The sequence below is a fragment of the Pedobacter gandavensis genome, assembly GCF_032678745.1.
GTDB classification, from domain to species: domain Bacteria; phylum Bacteroidota; class Bacteroidia; order Sphingobacteriales; family Sphingobacteriaceae; genus Pedobacter; species Pedobacter gandavensis_C.
Window position 1 is genome coordinate 207730 of sequence record NZ_JAVTST010000006.1, and the last position, 14381, is coordinate 222110.

General features: G+C 40.4%; 15 protein-coding genes. 5 read left to right on the forward strand and 10 right to left on the reverse strand.

The genetic code is table 11. The annotated features are described in order from the left end of the window. Positions 1 to 172: 172 nt before the first annotated feature. The 8 genes from R2S10_RS18655 to R2S10_RS18690 form a co-directional block, all read right to left on the reverse strand. Positions 173 to 1174 (reverse strand): AraC family transcriptional regulator, encoded by a 1002-nt coding sequence (locus tag R2S10_RS18655; protein ID WP_316841924.1) that lies wholly within the window; start codon positions 1172 to 1174, stop codon positions 173 to 175. Between the two features lie 34 nt (positions 1175 to 1208). Beyond that, a complete protein-coding gene (locus tag R2S10_RS18660; protein WP_316841925.1) occupies positions 1209 to 1532 on the reverse strand; it encodes a DUF6686 family protein in 324 nt (107 codons plus the stop codon). 131 nt (positions 1533 to 1663) lie between these two features. Next, entirely contained in the window at positions 1664 to 2308 is a 645-nt protein-coding gene (locus R2S10_RS18665; protein ID WP_316841926.1) for a hypothetical protein, read from the reverse strand. Positions 2309 to 2389: 81 nt separating this feature from the next. After that, on the reverse strand, positions 2390 to 2992 hold the full coding sequence (locus R2S10_RS18670) for a hypothetical protein (RefSeq protein WP_316841927.1): 603 nt from the start codon (positions 2990 to 2992) through the stop codon (positions 2390 to 2392). A gap of 160 nt (positions 2993 to 3152) precedes the next feature. Continuing rightward, on the reverse strand, positions 3153 to 4112 hold the full coding sequence (locus R2S10_RS18675; protein WP_316841928.1) for a hypothetical protein: 960 nt from the start codon (positions 4110 to 4112) through the stop codon (positions 3153 to 3155). 40 nt (positions 4113 to 4152) lie between these two features. Continuing rightward, positions 4153 to 4929, reverse strand: coding sequence for an HmuY family protein (locus R2S10_RS18680; RefSeq protein ID WP_316841929.1), 777 nt, complete (start codon positions 4927 to 4929; stop codon positions 4153 to 4155). A gap of 18 nt (positions 4930 to 4947) precedes the next feature. Further along, complete coding sequence (locus R2S10_RS18685) at positions 4948 to 5607, reverse strand: HmuY family protein (RefSeq protein ID WP_316841930.1); 660 nt, start codon at positions 5605 to 5607, stop codon at positions 4948 to 4950. Between the two features lie 87 nt (positions 5608 to 5694). Next, positions 5695 to 8058, reverse strand: a complete 2364-nt coding sequence (locus tag R2S10_RS18690) for a TonB-dependent receptor (RefSeq protein WP_316841931.1) — start codon at positions 8056 to 8058, stop codon at positions 5695 to 5697. A 352-nt stretch (positions 8059 to 8410) separates the two neighbouring features. On the opposite strand from R2S10_RS18690, the gene R2S10_RS18695 reads away from it, so the two are divergent. The 5 genes from R2S10_RS18695 (at position 8411) to R2S10_RS18715 (ending at position 12825) form a co-directional block, all read left to right on the forward strand. Then, the gene (locus R2S10_RS18695; RefSeq protein ID WP_316841932.1) at positions 8411 to 9241 is read left to right on the forward strand and encodes a hemin ABC transporter substrate-binding protein; all 831 of its coding nucleotides are present in this window, start codon (positions 8411 to 8413) and stop codon (positions 9239 to 9241) included. Then, positions 9235 to 10281, forward strand: a complete 1047-nt coding sequence (locus tag R2S10_RS18700) for an iron ABC transporter permease (RefSeq protein ID WP_316841933.1) — start codon at positions 9235 to 9237, stop codon at positions 10279 to 10281. The genes R2S10_RS18695 and R2S10_RS18700 overlap by 7 nt, the downstream gene beginning before the upstream one ends. Continuing rightward, positions 10167 to 11078 (forward strand): heme ABC transporter ATP-binding protein, encoded by a 912-nt coding sequence (locus R2S10_RS18705; RefSeq protein ID WP_410479002.1) that lies wholly within the window; start codon positions 10167 to 10169, stop codon positions 11076 to 11078. The genes R2S10_RS18700 and R2S10_RS18705 overlap by 115 nt, the downstream gene beginning before the upstream one ends. 14 nt (positions 11079 to 11092) lie before the next feature. Next, a complete protein-coding gene (locus tag R2S10_RS18710) occupies positions 11093 to 12118 on the forward strand; it encodes a hemin-degrading factor (protein ID WP_316841935.1) in 1026 nt (341 codons plus the stop codon). Between the two features lie 242 nt (positions 12119 to 12360). Beyond that, on the forward strand, positions 12361 to 12825 hold the full coding sequence (locus R2S10_RS18715) for a hypothetical protein (RefSeq protein WP_316841936.1): 465 nt from the start codon (positions 12361 to 12363) through the stop codon (positions 12823 to 12825). 202 nt (positions 12826 to 13027) lie between these two features. On the opposite strand, the gene R2S10_RS18720 is transcribed toward R2S10_RS18715, so the two are convergent. Further along, positions 13028 to 13504, reverse strand: a complete 477-nt coding sequence (locus R2S10_RS18720) for a DUF1572 domain-containing protein (RefSeq protein WP_316841937.1) — start codon at positions 13502 to 13504, stop codon at positions 13028 to 13030. Positions 13505 to 13540: 36 nt separating this feature from the next. After that, positions 13541 to 14050: a hypothetical protein gene (locus R2S10_RS18725; RefSeq protein WP_316841938.1), complete on the reverse strand. Its 510-nt coding sequence runs from the start codon at positions 14048 to 14050 to the stop codon at positions 13541 to 13543. Positions 14051 to 14381: the final 331 nt, after the last annotated feature.

Genomic DNA, 14381 nt, shown 5'->3' on the forward strand with positions numbered 1-14381 from the left:
TAACTGGGCTTTTCCATCTAGAATTATACAGAACAGCAGAACTTTGCTGCTGTTTTTAGTCAAAAACTCTTCATTTTAAGGCCATGAATTGTTGGGCCATGCTGAAAAATCAGGCCGATATTAAAAGGCCTTCGGATGCAGGAAGAAATCCTGGTTTTAAGCTATGTGGGATCTAAGATTCTACTCCGACGTTCACTTCAGAAGGCAAAATACCAAAGTAGCGTTTAAAAGCATCGGTAAGATGGCTTTGGTGGTTGAATCCTACAGCGGTGGCAACCTGTCCGATGCTCATTTTCTCTTCCAGGATGAGTCTTTTTGCCTCTTCCATCCGCAAACGGGTAACGTAACCGTAAATGGTGATGCCAAAATATTCCTTAAACGCACGTTTCAGCTTAAACTCATTTAAGGTGGTGATTTTAGATAATTCTATGATGGTGGGTGGACAACGGTATCCTGTATCCAACACTTCTCTTGCATGCTCAATTTTTTTCAGGTCGTCGGGTTTGATCTGGTATCTTTCGACCTCCATACCGGATTGCATTTGCTCCAGTTGCAGCATCAAAAGCTCTAGAATCTTAGACTCTGTGTGCATCCGTTTCAAATCTCCGGAGCGCTTACATTCGCAAATGTCATTGATCACTCTTCTCATTTCCGGGGTTACAGAAAGGTCTTTGGCGACAAAAGAGGTGTATTTTCCTTTGAGAATCTCTTTTACAAAATCCGTATGTAGTAAGGAATGCTGATCAATCAAATGAAAGTAATAGGCTTTAGAAAGTACCAGTAAAAAATACTTGTATTCTACGCCGGGAACCATTGGGTACTTCCCTTTTAAAGAAGGAATGTAGCGGATATTGTGTCTACTGCCCATCCTCCGGCTGTTTTTAGCAGCATCCTTTTCCCCTGCTGCCGGATTAGCGCCATAAAAGATAAATTGAGAGGTGATGGTCTCCCCTTCTACCTCTGATAGCACTTTAACATTTTCATTAAACTGCATGGTAGAATGAACTAGAAATAAGCCACCGGAACTCAATTGATAGTTGACCAATTTGTTTACCGATGGCATTTTAATATTGATGTTCTTTTCTGAAAGTGGTGTATTGGCCACATAGGTTTCAGGAATCTCTTCGATGAATAACCAGTCTTCGGAGCCCTCAATCTTTGATTTAATCTTCATTCTTTTTTGTGTTTACTGCTTACATTTCTCTTGTTTAGGACTTGCTCATGAGCTGATATACCTCATTCATATAGATCGATTCGTCTATAGCCTGCTTAAAGCTTTCAAACTCTTCATAACAAAAGGCAAAACAGATGTCGTCATTTGGTGTATGCAGAATAATCCGCTCCACTTCATCAGGAAATGGCAAGCTGTTCTTATGAAAAGGTAGACTAAAAACAACCCCTCTAAATGCTTGGAAAGCACCAATACTGAAATTCAACAACAAATTATTATGCCACAGATAATACATTTTACATCCTACACAGCTACTGATTACTGTATCTCCTTTGGTACTTAACACTCTCGTTTTGCACATCCTATTCTATATTTTATTTCACATTTAATTTTCTTTTCCTGAATTCCTGTTAACGACAACACCGGCAATTCGTTCAGAATTACCGGATTCTTCCTCCTGGCATAATACATTAGCAGGCTAAATTATGTCCTCTAGCGCAGTATTTTAAAAGGCCCATTGATTTTCATTCTCGAACCACTAATCATTTGAATATGATAAGTTCCCGTATCCAGCACTGCTGCTGTAGGCATTCGGGCAACAAAACTGGAAGCCGTTAAAGTGACAATGGTGTTTATTCTGACCGATCTATTCTGTTTGTCAAGCAGATAAACCCTCGTTTTGGCGGTATCTGGAACGAAATATTTTCCGGATAATGCCATTACTCCCCCTCTTTGCAATGTCCTTGTCGACTCAAAATTCAGCAAAGGCTGATTGTTTACCCTTCTCAGGTGATACACTTTAAGGCTCCCATCCTGGGCAGTTACGGTATACCTGGTTTTATCAGAAAAAGGAACTTTCTGACCTGAGGCAGGAAGGATGCTGGCACGCTCAGACAGGGTAATGCGCGGACTAATTGAATCCGGCATATTGATAAAAGGAGGCCAGTATAAAATGATGCTATCCCCTTTCAGTACTGCATCAATATTACTTTGTCCATCAACGTTCACTTGAAACTGCTCAATATCATGGTATGGGAAGGCCTTATATTCCTTTTTACAAGCAACAAAAAGGAGGAGAAAAGACACCAATAAACTGCAGGATAACAGGAAGGATTTTGTAAACTTATATTCAGACATTTTTCTTTTAATTTGATAGAATCAATGAGTTAAAATAATAGAGCTGCCGGAACGATCCGGCAGCTCATTAGGTAGATGATATTAAAGGATTTCTCCGTATTGAATCACGTATTTACCACGGTTAAGTGTAGCAGTACCTTCTCCAATGATAGAGGTGAATTTTAAAGCATAATCAGGTCTGGTATCGTTTGAACGTGCAATGATGTAAAAATCAGCAGCCAAAGTATTGCCATTTGGAGCAACGTAAGCGTACCATCCATTTGCAGTAGCTAATGGTGTAGTGCTTTTTCCAATTGTGGTAGCCACAGTTCCTGAAGTTCCGATACCAATTGTAGCGAAAGTCAAGGTAGGATCCTGGATATATTCCAAGGTATAACCATTCACACCTTCTACGAAAGAGTTATTGGTTCCAGTTAATACAATATCAAATCTGCTATCATTTGCAGAAGCAGTATCTAAACTAGCCGACTGACTAAGGTTTAAATAGATAGAGCCAAAGCTCCCACCTCTAGGATTTCCCCAGTGGCCATAAATCGTATTTGAAGTTACAGGGGTTACTGAAGCAGTACTTTTTGCAGATTTCAAAGCACCTGCAGATTCATTTCCTTCATTTTGTTTTTTACAAGAAGTTACAGCTAAAGCGATGGCAGTTACGGCAAATACGGTTTTTATAAGAGTTTTCATATTGTTTTTTTAATAATGATTTAAATTTGTAAATGATTTCTTTTGAGAGGTTAATTGATGAGGTAGAAGCGTTTTTTGTCATTTAATTCATTAGCATCAGTATTTAAGTTGAACATTAGGGATTTATAAAACCTCCTCTGTACACAAGTCGGTTGTATGTCTATTTAGCGGATACGCTGAGCGATCCTAGCTTGCTCACAGCTTTCCAATTTTCAAATTCAAAAGTGAAATAGGCGGTATAATCGTATATGCCGACCGGGAAATTATCAGGCACTTTAAGGGTCATTTCCAATGGTGTAAATCCAATTACAGGTAAGTCATAAGTATCCTTATCATTCAGTTTCACCTTGACCGATTTAAGACCTAAAAAGATGCTTTGAAAAGCCGGAAAAGAGATGCTTTCGCCTTGCTTCACGTTCTTCGATGGCATCAGTAAATCTGGCTGACGGTGTACAATATGAAGCGGTTCTTTCATGATGATGTCCTGATCATAATACTTCAGATTCAGCTGATAAACACCAGTATCTATTGTAGCGTTCGGAGTAAAAAAGGCCGACTGCTCTATTGTTCCAGGACGCCAGGCAATCTCTGCATCATTTACTTTAATGACCTTTCCGCTCTTCTTATTGATCAGATCAACTTGTATTAAACCCGTTCCAAATGCGTTGAAATTCCCTGAAAAAACAGTACTGTTAAGTGGGTAAGAAATCATTTCTCCATTTACCAGGTAATTTGCCGGCCAGATGGCATTTAACTTTACAGGGTTCATGACTTTTATTTTCAAGGTATAGGTATTGGTACTTCCGTCTGCTGCTTTCACCGTATACTTTTTATCCTGCTCGTAAACGCCTACAGGCATTGGAACTTCTGTTAATGTTGCTCCTTCCGACACTTTAATTTCGGGATCAATCAAAGACAGACCGTAAAAGACCGGGAGATAAACTGTAATGGTATTATTCAACTGGTTAATGGCCGCATACATTACGGTATCCTTCAAATTGCTGATCTTGTATTCTAATATTTTATTCTGTGGAAGCGGCTCTAAATCAATCGTCTTTTTACAGGCAGTGATGCCGACTAATAAAGCCATTAATAGAAAATAGGTGTATTTATGTTTCATAAAATTGGGTATCGTGTTTAAATGAGATAGGATTCAGGTTTTACTTAACTTCGAATTTTGTACTGCCTTTTGGCACCATTACATACTCAAAACTGAAGTACATATGTGGTGTATTTCTAAACCATTTATCAGGAGTAAATGCATCCTTATAGCAGCTGATCATTTTGATTTTAGCATAGTTCCCTCTGGAAGTACGGATGATCAGTGTTCTTGCTGCTGCGGTGGTGCCATTTTTCAATTTAAGAGGACTTCCTAAAGCGTAAGCCACATGCGATTTATCGTAGCTTTGATCACCAACAATTCCACCAGCAAAGTCATAGATATACCAACCTGTTCCTTCACCAAAATCACCCATATTATCTGTTCCTATTTGGCTGACACCCGTTTTGAAATCTGCATCTGCAGGAATATTGATTACCTCTTCAAAAGGCTTTTCAACAATAGTTACTCCACCTTTCCCAGGACCACCAGCACCAAAATTACTCGTATTATCACCATTATTTCCAGATACAAAACTGTTGTACAAGCCACTTAAGCCCATATCCCAGCGGTGAGTTTTTGCCATAACTGCAGTCACCTCCTGCTTATCTTCCAGACTGAAATAAACAGCTTTCTTAGGCACTGTAGGGTTCTTATCGTCGGTTTCAGCGGCCAGATTCTCTACGCGTTGAATTTTATAAAACTCCACTTTTCCAGGTTCCAGAGGTGGTTCTACCGTACCTGGATCATCCTCTTTGGAGCAAGCGCTAACCATCCCGATCACTAAGCCGATCATCAGCAGGCTGCTATATTTTTTTAAGTATTTAAGCGTCTTCATTTATTTAGTTTTAAAAGGTTAATCTTTGGTAGAAAGGTTTCTGCTGCCATCTGTTTGCAGGAAATAGCGGAAAGTGAAATAAGGTGCCGGCCAGTTCAAATCACTCACTACAGCTGGTGCGCCTTTATACATACTGATCAGTTCCAGTTTCGCATATTTTCCATCCGCTGTGCGGATCACAAACGTCCTGTTCTTTACCGGCACAGCGATATGGGTATTCATTTCATAGAAAAACCAACCGTTGCCATTTCCTACGTCGATGCCCGTACTACTGATGCTTTTGGCTGTAAATTCCGCATCTGAAGGTGCTGTTTTCAACTGTGCATAAGCCTGGTTAACCACCATCATTGCTCCTTTTCCTGGGCCACCAAAGCCAAGGCTATTTGCATCTGTACCATTATTTATCGACACATAGGAATTGTATTCTTTAGCAAATGCCAGATCCCATGATGCAGTTAATTTTTCAGACGCAGGTACTTTCGCTGCTGTTTTCATACTGAAATAGAATGGCTCAAAAGGTTTTCCGCTGCCAACCGTGTTCCCTACGTCACCGGCTAAATCCTTAACTACCGTGCTTTTTCCGTCTTCTAATTCAGGTTTGATTTCCTTCTTCGTACAGGCAGATAGTGTCAGGATGCTGAGCAATACCAGGAAAGAGGATTTTAAACTTTTGTTCATGTTTCTATTATTGATGCGTTTATATTGTTTTCTTTAGTTTTGCCTTCATCTTTTAAGGCTTTCAGTTAATGGCTTCCCGGCTGAGGCTTAATCTTTAAAAAACCTCCAGTTGATTCCTGCGATAATGGCCCTGCCCTGCTGCGAAGGCATCAGCTGATCGCGATAATCCATCAGGTTATCGGCTGTTAGCTGCAACTGCAAATGCTTGTTGTAAAAAGTCTTTTGCAGGGCCACATTAAACAGGAAATAGCTGGGCACATAAGTATCATAAGGGTCCATAAACAGGTTGGCACTATTGGCTTCCGTAAAACCATATTTACTGCGGTAATTGACGCGAAAAGATCCCGTAATCCCGGTAGGTTCGTGTTCGTAACCGACCCTGATATTGGCCATATGTCTGGACCTGTTGGCCATCCCGAAATAGTCGGATCTTTTAGAGCGTCTCGGTGGATTTACGCCATCATACACTTGTGCATATAAGCCGGCACCATTTTTTATCGCTTCAACAATACCTAAGTCGACCGCGTATAATAATTGGTAACCGGCAGAGAGACTCAATACTTTAGTTGCTTTCCAGCTCATCCCAACCTCCGTTCCGGCGGTATAAGCTTTGGCAACATTGATATAAGAAAAAACCTGTTGCTGGTTTGTTTTTATCGCTACCGGTTCTGCGCTTATGAAATTCCTCATGTCGTTATAAAAAACATTGACATCCAGTTTCAGGGAAGCAAGAGGATTATAGGCAAATCCGCCACTATAGGAAACCGATCTTTCCGGCCTCAATGTGCCGATCTGATTGGCAATAGGGAAAACACTCATGATCTGCCCAGCGTCTTTTAACAATTGGATTTCCCGCCAAAACTCCTCCGCTCCAAACACCGTATAACCGGTTTGCACATTGGTAAACACCATATACAACTGCTGGAAGCTTGGGGTTTTAAAACCTGTTCCGATCGCAGCTCTTAATGTTAATTTTTCGAATGGCTGGTAGCGCAAACCAATACTCGGGTTTAGTTTAGCACCATATTTATCATGGTAATCATAGCGCGCACCACCTGTTAAGTTTAAGCTGGAGGATAAGTTCCAATCTGCCTGTCCATAAGCGAAATAGTTGCTCATATCCTTTTTATCTCTGTAGTAAGAATTGTCTAATCTTTCAAAAGCAGCACCAACACCACCCGTCAGGTTGAGCTGCTCAAAAAACTGATGACTCCCCTGGGTTTCTATGCGGTGTAAGAATTGCTTAAACCGACTTCCCGGAATGATGGTATTGGTATTTAAATCGGTCACATCCTGAGCGGTTTGATACCTGGTCAGGTAATACTGCGTTCTTAATTTAGTGCCATTTCTGAAATTATTATTCAAAGACAGGGAACCATTCAAATCATGTTCATCAAGGATATCCTTAGTTGGCGAAACGCCATAAGAGATCTCATTTACCGAATGTCTGTTGGCATATCGTCCATTAAAACTCAGACTGCTGATTTCATTTAAAAGATATCGCCCGCGACTTTGGAAAGAGTAGCTATCAAAAGGAGGTGCTGTCTTTCCTTCTTCCAGGTAAGGATTGGAATTAAAACCATCCGTACGGTAGTAATTTCCTGAAAGGTAGACCGATCCCTTTTTTCCGGCAAAAGGAGTTTCGCCTTCTAAAGTGGCATCTACCATATTGAAACTACCATAGCGGAAAGCCGCTAAACCCTGGGGCTGGGTAATATTTTTACGGGTCACAATGTTGACCACCCCTGCAAGAGCTTCACTCCCAAACAGGCAGGAAGAAGCGCCTTTAATAATTTCTATTCTTTCAATATCAGACACGGTAACCCTGGAAAGGTCAAAATTGCCGCTGTTCCTACCTACCATGGGTTGCCCATCGATCATAATCATGGTATAACCACTGTCGAAACCCTGCATTTGTAGTCCTACAGCCCTATTTCCGGCACCAATATCACTTACAATCGCCAGTCCGGTTTGCTCTTTCAGTACTTCATCCAGTCTGCGGCTCCCCATTTGTTCAATTTCTTTTCTGGTGATGACCGTGCTGGGCATGGTCGTTCGGGTCATATCGATAAAATTATCCGGATTGCCATGTACCCCATTCACACTCACTTCTTTCAGGGATTCATTTTTACGAACTAACCTGATGGTCACCGCGTTCTTTACACCGGACACCACTTCTACTTCCTGCGTATAGGTTTCAAAACCTATGGCAGATATCCGTAGGGAATACGTTCCCGGGTACAATTGATCCATTTGAAAACTTCCTTTGGCATCTGTCAAAGCGCGTTTTCTATCTGGCTCTAAAGCCACGGTAATTCCGGAAAGCACTTTATTGGTATCGTCATAGACGATTCCTGTTAATCTTCCTTTAATATCCTTTGCAAAACCAGCATTGGTTAAGAAGATCAGCAGTAGCAATAAGTAATTCTTTCCAGCGTTAAGAGTGGCCATTTATATGAGTAGTTATTTTTAATCAGTCTAAATAAAGTAGGCAAATATGCTTACATTTACCAATATGTTAGCAACGCAAAAGGGATTATTTTTAACCTTTTCGGGATAATATTTACGGTATCGGGATAAATTATAGACAGAATTAATAAGAATGATAGCAAGACGAGACTAAGCAACGAAATCACAATCAGCTAAAAAACAACTAATTACATATAAAAACCAATAAAAATGCAGCCTTTTATTGGACATAAAAAGCAATTCACCCAATACCGACAAGCGTAATTTATTTATTTGGAATCAGTATAATTAAGCATTCCTTTGTATCCTAATCAAGCCACACACCTTTTTAAAAATGACCAAAACACTTCATTCCTGCCTATTCCTCCTCTTATGTTATGTAGGTTCTTATGCTACTACAGCTAAGCGAATCATTACCCTGAGTGGTGCCATCACAGAAACTGTAGATGCTTTAGGCTTAGGAAATCAAATTGTAGCTGTAGATGTGACCAGCATCTACCCAGCGTATGCTGCCAAATTACCCAGAGTAAGTCAGAACAGAGTTTTATCAGCAGAAGGGATCATTTCCTTTTCCCCAGACCTGGTAATTGCACCAGAGGGAGACATCTCCAAAGCAATTGCCTATCAGTTAAAATCAGCAGGAATCAAAGTAGTCAGTATTAAGCAAGAGTTTTCGGTAGCTGGTGCTACAAAATTCATCAGAGCGGTTGCCGCAGCAGTAGGACAAAGTCCAAAAGGAGAAGTTGTAGTAAAGCAACTCTCCTCAAATTTACAGCAAACCTTAGCGGAGATTAGTAAAAACCCGAAGCATCCAAAAGTACTTTTCGTCTATGCCCGTGGCACAGGGGTGATGATGGTGGCTGGTAAAAGCACCAATATGGACGCGATCATCAGCCTTGCTGGAGGTAAAAATGCCGCACAAGGCTTTTCAAACTATAAACCTTATACTACAGAAGCACTGGTAAACGCCAATCCAGACCTGATCCTGATGTTTGATTTCGGGTATAAAAGTTTAGGGGGCATCAACAGCATTTTAAAAATGCCCGGTGTATCGCTAACCAATGCAGGAAAGAATAAAAGAATCGTACAGATGGACGGCGAATTGTTAACAGGTTTCACAGTACGACTGCCACAAGCCATTAAAGAACTAAACAGTAAATGGTAATCAAAAAAGCAAGTCTATATATTTCCCTAACCCTCGCCCTTTTTCTTGCCGCTGCCTTTTCTTTGGGATTAGGTGCAGTGAAGATTCCGGTAACTGATGTACTGCTGATTCTAGCTAAAAAAGCGGGTTTGTTTTCTGAATACTCTGTTTCTATCCAGCATGAAGGCGTCATGAATATTGTCAGACTTCCAAGGGTTGTTTTAGGAATCCTCGTTGGTTCCGCTTTGGGCATCTCCGGTGCAGCCGTACAAGGCATCTTCCGTAACCCATTGGCAGAACCTGGATTGATTGGGATTTCTGCAGGAGCTTCCTTAATGGCGGTGATTGTGATTGTGTTAGAAATGGCACTTTTTGCAGGATTAAGCAACTTATTAGGCTATTACCTCCTTGCTTTCGGTGCTTTCGCCGGAGCTGGAATTGCGGCCATGGTCGTTTATCAAATCTCCCGTACCGATGGAAAATCCAATGTAGCCACCATGTTGCTGGCCGGAATTGCCATCAATGCTTTAGCAGGGGCATTAACCGGACTCATTACCTATATGGCCGACGATCAGCAGTTGAGAAACATCACCTTTTGGATGCTCGGCAGCCTGGCTGGTGCTACCTGGGAAACCGTCATCGCCATTCTGCCTTTTGTGATGCTGCCGGTATTGATTCTTCCTTACATGGGAAAAGCGCTCAATGCTTTTGCTTTGGGGGAAACCCAAGCCAATCAAATCGGATTACGTGTAAACCGGATTAAGCGCAATGTAGTGATCCTTTCTACACTCGCCGTTGGCGCTTCGGTAGCCGTATCCGGCATTATCGGATTTGTAGGATTATTGGTACCACACACGATTCGCCTTCTTATTGGTGTCGACAATAAATACGTACTTCCTGCCTCTGCCTTGATGGGTGCTTTAATGCTGACCCTTGCTGACATGCTTTGCAGGACAATTATTGCCCCGATAGAGCTGCCAATCGGTGTCATTACCGCGCTATTAGGTACACCGTTATTCCTCTATATATTAATCAAAGACAAAAAGAAACTGATATTATAATGTTAATCGCAGATCACATCAGTTATGAAGCAGGAAAAAGAACGCTGGTTAATGGGCTTTCTTTTAGCCTTCGCCCGGGCGAAATGCTCGTGGTATTGGGTGCCAATGGTGCTGGAAAATCTACACTTTTGCGCATGTTGAGTGGCGAAAGAAAACCTTCCAAAGGCAGTATCAATTTACATGGAAAATGTATTTCGAGCTATTCCTCTCCAGCGCTGGCTTTGAAAAGAGCCGTCCTAAATCAACAAAATATCATAAATATGGCCTTCATGGCACAAGAAATTGTCATGATGGGACGTTATCCTCATTACCAGAACCATCCAAGTGCAAAAGATAAGGAGATCTGTGATGAAGTGATGAAATTAACCGGTATTACACAGCTTGCAGAACGTTCCTACCTCAGCCTATCCGGGGGAGAGCAACAGAGAGTACAATTGTCCAGAATTCTGGCGCAGATTTGGGATGTGCCCAATGCTTTGCTCCTCTTAGACGAACCGGTGTCTGGATTAGATTTACAATACCAACAGCAAACCCTGGCCATTGCCAAAGCTTTAGCCCAGAAAGGTTTTATGGTGATTGGCATCCTCCACGACATCAACCTTGCCGCACAATATGCAGACCGGATTTTAATGCTTAAAAACGGTAGAAAATGGTACGATGGTACCGCTTCGGAAGTCCTGAATACCAAAAACATTTATGAGGTATTTGAGATCGACGCCGATGTTTTCACCAATCCAAGAACACTGAAACCCTTTTTTATCCCTAAAAATACAAACGTACAAATCAATTCATTTTAACCCAACACCCCTTTATGATTACCGCAACCAACACCCTAAAAGAAAAATACGAAGCCTATAAAATTGCCAATCCTAAGAAACGCATCAGAGAAGCCGCACAGGATTTACAGGTGTCTGAAGCAGAATTACTGATGACCGGCCTGGGTACTACCGTTAAGCTTTTACAACCTGATTTTGAGAAAATCCTGGAATCCGTGACTTCGTTGGGTTATGTGATGGCTTTAACACGTAATGAATACTGTGTAAATGAAAGAAAAGGAGTCTATGAAGACATTTCCTTTACGCCACATGCAGGCCTTGTTTTAGGCGCAGACATCGATCTTCGCTTGTTCCTACGTGTCTGGAAACATGGTTATGCAGTAGCTGAAAACGACCGTCAGAGTTTACAGTTTTTTGATGCCCATGGTAACGCTTTACATAAAATTTACCTGACAGACCGCAGTGATGTAGCAGCATACGAAGCTTTAGTAGCCAAATTCCTTAAAGAAGATCAGGAAGCAGTAGCCATTGAAGCAGCTCCGGAAGCAGCTCCAGCAGTAGAAATCCCGGATTCGGAGATTGATGTAACTGGTTTTCAGGAAGCATGGAACAAAATGGGCGATAGCCATGAGTTTTTCATGTTGCTGAGAAAGTTCAAAGTAACCAGAACGCAGGCATTGCGATTAGCACCAGCAGGAAGAGCAAAAGAAACCACTGTTGAAGGGTTTAGAAAAGCGATGACAGCCTGTTCAGAGAAACAGGTTCCAGTAATGGTTTTCACTGGAAATACAGGTTGTATACAGATTCACAGCGGAAATATTACGAAATTAGTTGACATGGGTCCATGGTTTAATGTTTTAGATCCAGAATTTAATTTGCACCTTCGTGAAGATGAAGTTCGCAGCGTATGGCAGGTGGTAAAACCATCTACTGATGGCGATGTCAACTCTATCGAATTGTTTGACAAAAACGGAGAAATGATTGTTCAATTTTTTGGTAAACGCAAGCCTGGAATTCCTGAATTAGAGAGCTGGCGTGAAGTTCTGAAAGAATCGCTTTAACTATGACAAATACACCCACATCAGAAAAAAAGGCCACCATTATTAAATGGGTAAAGAAGTTTGGTTTCTGGGGATTTTTATTCTTCCTGATCAAAGGCCTACTATGGCTGGCTTTAGGTTACTGGGTCATTAAATGATAAAATAAAAGGGGTTGCAAAAACAACCCCTTTTTCTATTTTAGCTTTATTTATGCAGAGATAAATAAAAAGATCTTCTAAATTCGTTTTGTAAACAAAAAAATAATGCTCTACTTCAAAACAATACCTTTTCCAGATCATATCCAGCAAGCTCAGGTTGAAGAAGCTTTGAGAAAGGCTTCCCTAAAAAAAACCTTATCCTTAGATTTTAAAAGTTCTACCATGAACATCGGTACAGACAAAAAATTCTTTGGCTTTGAAGGCAAAAACGCGTTGAGTTTTACCCGTATCAGAACATCCTTTGAGTTTTTACTGCCAAAATTAATTGTTAGTGTCCCGAAAGATCAGTCGGCAACAGCATATAAAATAAGATTGAGTGCAGTCCCGCTGGCAGTATGTCTATTTATATTTTTTGGCTTTTATAGCATCATCGTCGGCTTAATCAGAGGAATAATTAACGTAGAGTCAATGGCTGTAGTTCTTGTTTTGGCCATTCTATTTTTCTCCTTGCTTGCATTAGAGATTAAGATCACAAAATCGCGTGTATTAAAAGTTATCGAAAAAGCCTAAAAGACATTAATTAAGTACTAAGTAGATACCGATTAACAAACTAGCGAGAACAACTAAATAGAGCTTATAGTTACGGTCCTTCATATTAAGCTCTTTAAAATTTTGAGTAATATCCATTAACAACAGGACTCCCAAGGCAATAACAATCAGCCCAAAATAATTTTCGTTAGATAACTCCATTTAATCCTTTAAAGCAGTAAAACTAAGCTATTTTCTCTATATGCAGGATCTTCTTGATTAGCGAAATCTGTCCGAGGTGATAGTGTGTATGCTCAATAATTCCATGTAGATTCCTATAATAATTTCCGTATTTAGGATCAATAAAGTCATCAAAGAGTCGTTCTTCATCTAGCCTCTCGATTTGCAGAGCAAATAGCTCCGCTTCTGTCAAGGCTTTACTGACTAATTGCTGCCAATCCTCTTCAGAATGTATGGGCGGCAGATCAAAGCTTAATTTGTCGCTGGAATTCAAAGCTTCGCCTTCTAAGACTTTCAGGACGGCATTCACATAGTAATTCATATGAAAAACCAGGACTGCGATTGTGTTTAGATCATAAATATTTGTTGTGGCTTGTTGCCAACTTACATCAGATAATGTATCCCTAAGGTTAACCGATGTCCAGTTTCCACCAAAATGAACTTCCCTGAAATGTTTTGCGATTTGATTTATCGTCATCATATAGCGTGCCTCTTGAAAAATTACATCAGCATCATTCTAATCAGCAATGATATACGTATAGACTTTTTTCCCATTCGCATCAGCTTCTTCCTTGTTGTACCAGAACTTTTTAACTATCTTATTGTAGCTGGTATCAAACGATCCAACAATTTCGTCCTCTCTACCGTTTTCCCAAAGAAGGTAAGCAGTCGATCTGACGTCCGTACCAACACCCTCAGGAATAGGTAACAAAATACTTAATTTATAAGGTTCTCCATCAACTTTTGGTTTAATCAAATGGAAACCGACCTTACCAACATTATTATTATCGGATTTATTATAATAAACCTTTTTTCCATCAATAAGATGATAGAGTTTTATTCCCGCAATATTTTCTGGACTTTGAGCCTTTAAGTAATCATTACCTTGCTTGTCTGAATAAGCTACAGAGACGGAGGAAGCAAACGTAGGACCTACAAGCATAATATCCTTTTTGCAGCCACTTGAAAAAGCCATGGCGATCAATGCTACAACAAAAAGCGATTTATTTAATATATTCTTTAACATGAGGCGATATTTTGATATTAAATTAACACAGGCAAGTTAAACATAATATCAACATCTACCAATTTAACACAAAATACTTTCAATTTCAGCTTAAGATAAGCCTACAGTTTAACGATTATTTTTGCAGATTTCTTCCTCATAATGCTAGTTTTTTTGTTCTTTCTTGTTAAGCCTGCGAATTTTGAAAATACAATATTAGTTTCCAAAGGTATCGGCACCAGCATCCTTCCTGCAAGATTTGGAACAAGAGCTGAAATTGCCATTTTCAACTTATAGCCATCAATATCCGAGATTTAGTTTTAATGCGCTGTTATTCAAAACAGAAATACCG